Here is a 2283-nt window from a genome sequence, read left to right as displayed (position 1 = left end):
TTTCTGATGAGTTTCTGATGAGTTTCTGATGAGTTTCTGATGAGTTTCTGATGAGTTTCTGATGAGTTTCTGATGAGCATGTGGTACTCGCATAAGTGACGAAGTTTTATCCTCAGATTTGTTATGTGACCGGGGCTAGGTCAGTTACTCCTACGGTCGTCGTTGTGATTGCCGTGCGCATTCTTTTCACTTGGGCTGCCGAGTTCCTAAAATTCCGCTTTTGACATGTATTTCAGTGTTGCAAAATGTCGGGTGCAGTCTTATACTAACCAACGTAATCTTGAATGCTAGGGCTTCGAGACAAGCGGAACAAGGACGGCCTGCACTTAAAGGGTTAGGACCTCATGGACTAACTTTCCCCCGTGGTGTAGGTGGGTTCCGTATGCCGGAATGGCATGGAACTTCTTTTACAAAGGGGGATTGTTTGCATTGGATACAATGGGTCGTCATGTTATCGCAGAACTTTGGGGTTGCAGTCCGGAAAAGCTGAATGACTTGCACGCGATTGAACGACTAATGGTCAATGCAGCATTGGAAGCGGGGGCGGAGGTACGCGAAGTCGCGTTTCACAAATTCGCTCCGCAAGGCGTGAGTGGCGTAGTTATCATTTCCGAATCTCACTTGACGATTCACAGCTTTCCTGAGCATGGCTATGCGAGTATTGATGTGTATACGTGTGGTGATCGCATCGATCCTAACGTGGCCTGCGACTTTATCACAAAGTACTTGGGAGCGACCCATCTGGAGTCCATCGAGGTTCCGCGAGGTGTTGGGCCGATTCAGGTAGGAAACTTGAAAACTCGGGCGATTTCATAGATTGATAGCCCTAAGCACCGACGGAAATTCGCAAAAGAGCAGTAGGCGTTGGAGCAACAAGCTCCCGTGCCTACTGCTTTTACGTGAAGTACTTGTTCGCTTGGGACAGGCTTAGTCTCCGGCGAATACTTTTGTGTGGTGCGTGGGTAGCGGTTTGTCCATCAATATCTTTCCGTTTCCAGCATCAACAACAACGAGATATTTGTCGTCATCATCCTCAGCAATGGCCATATACACCAAGCTGGTACGAATGTTCCGCAATTGTATCTCTTGAATTTTCATTCCTGGATGTTCAGCTGCTACAGCCTTTTGAGCGTCTTTCAACGGGTATTTCGCGTATTTTTTGAGTTTTTCCGTGTAAGCTTGCTGACTTGCTTTGTATGCCTCTTTGAGGGCTTCGCGAGGCACTTGTACACTGCTTTGTACTTCCCAACGTCTGCCGGACGATTCATCCACAGGCTGCATACTTGCACTGACCGGATACAGAGAGCGATGCAAGTGCATCATTCCGTGCCGATAATCCATTCCTGAATGGGACGCTGCCAGCGCCTGTGGAATCGAGAGTGCCATCAAACCGAGAAAGCTTGATGCCACGAGCCAGTGTTTCATCGATTCATCTCCTTCAAATGAGTATCCAATGTTATTCTGCCCATAATCCGCCATTTCATGTACTTTGTATTTTTGATGTCCATGCTGCTTCAATGTGACTTGCAAGGTTGATTGATAAACGGTATAATCCAAGTCGTTCGCTGTTGCGGTGTTTTCTGCGAAAGACGTGCAGTTAGCTGACGTGTCGTGGGGGATTAGCTCAGCGGGAGAGCACTGCGCTGGCAGCGCAGGGGTCAGGGGTTCGAATCCCCTATCCTCCACCACAAAAGAGCTTTCGAACCTCACATCGATGGTTCGAAAGCTCTTTTACGTATGATTGGACGAACCGTATCACAAGTGGTGGCAAAGCAGAGATTTGAGTTACGGTTGGATACGGCGATGCTAACCGTGTATAAGGGTGCCTAAGTTATGTGCTCTAAACATGTGGAGTGCTGTGTGTCGCTCGTTAGAAGCTTCTGAAATCGCGCCACATATCCACACATATCTTCTTTGAGAGCGCAGGCGATTCGTTGCCTGGGCTTTTGTTTTAGATTACTTTTGACCCAGACAAGGTTAAACCTCAATAATGACCAGACAGCGGCAAATCCATTGAATTTGTCGACTACATAGCTATGATGATGAGTGGTTGATGAGAAGGCATCCGATGCACTGAAAATATTGTATAATCAGGGTAGAATGTTGACGTGCTTCCGACGCAGATGAGTAAGTCGTACCCATGTAATGGGAAGGGAATCTGATTAAGTATGCATTTTTCATCTCTAGGAGCTATTGAGCTAACGGGCCGTAATATCCCATAGAGTATCTCTTGAAAATTGATGTACCAATCCAATAGATATCCTCATGGAACGGAAGGTGCGA

The 2283-nt window shown here is 47.1% G+C and carries 2 protein-coding genes and 1 tRNA gene; 2 read left to right on the top strand and 1 reads right to left on the bottom strand.

Annotated features, from left to right (window positions below; all coding sequences use genetic code 11):
• Positions 1-429: 429 nt before the first annotated feature.
• The gene (gene speD, locus M4I36_RS15445) at positions 430-816 is read left to right on the top strand and encodes an adenosylmethionine decarboxylase (RefSeq protein ID WP_374986451.1); all 387 of its coding nucleotides are present in this window, start codon (positions 430-432) and stop codon (positions 814-816) included.
• A gap of 111 nt (positions 817-927) precedes the next feature.
• Here the strand turns inward: speD and M4I36_RS15440 are convergent, their stop codons facing one another.
• Positions 928-1425, bottom strand: coding sequence for a PepSY domain-containing protein (locus M4I36_RS15440; protein WP_258112655.1), 498 nt, complete (start codon positions 1423-1425; stop codon positions 928-930).
• Positions 1426-1613: 188 nt separating this feature from the next.
• On the opposite strand from M4I36_RS15440, the gene M4I36_RS15435 reads away from it, so the two are divergent.
• Positions 1614-1688: transfer RNA gene (locus M4I36_RS15435), tRNA-Ala, on the top strand.
• The last annotated feature ends 595 nt before the right edge of the window (positions 1689-2283 follow it).

The organism is Alicyclobacillus sp. SP_1, from assembly GCF_024706985.1.
Lineage (GTDB): Bacteria > Bacillota > Bacilli > Alicyclobacillales > Alicyclobacillaceae > Alicyclobacillus_I.
The sequence above is the reverse complement of the archived record's forward strand: the minus strand, read 5'-3'. Positions and strand labels throughout refer to the sequence as shown.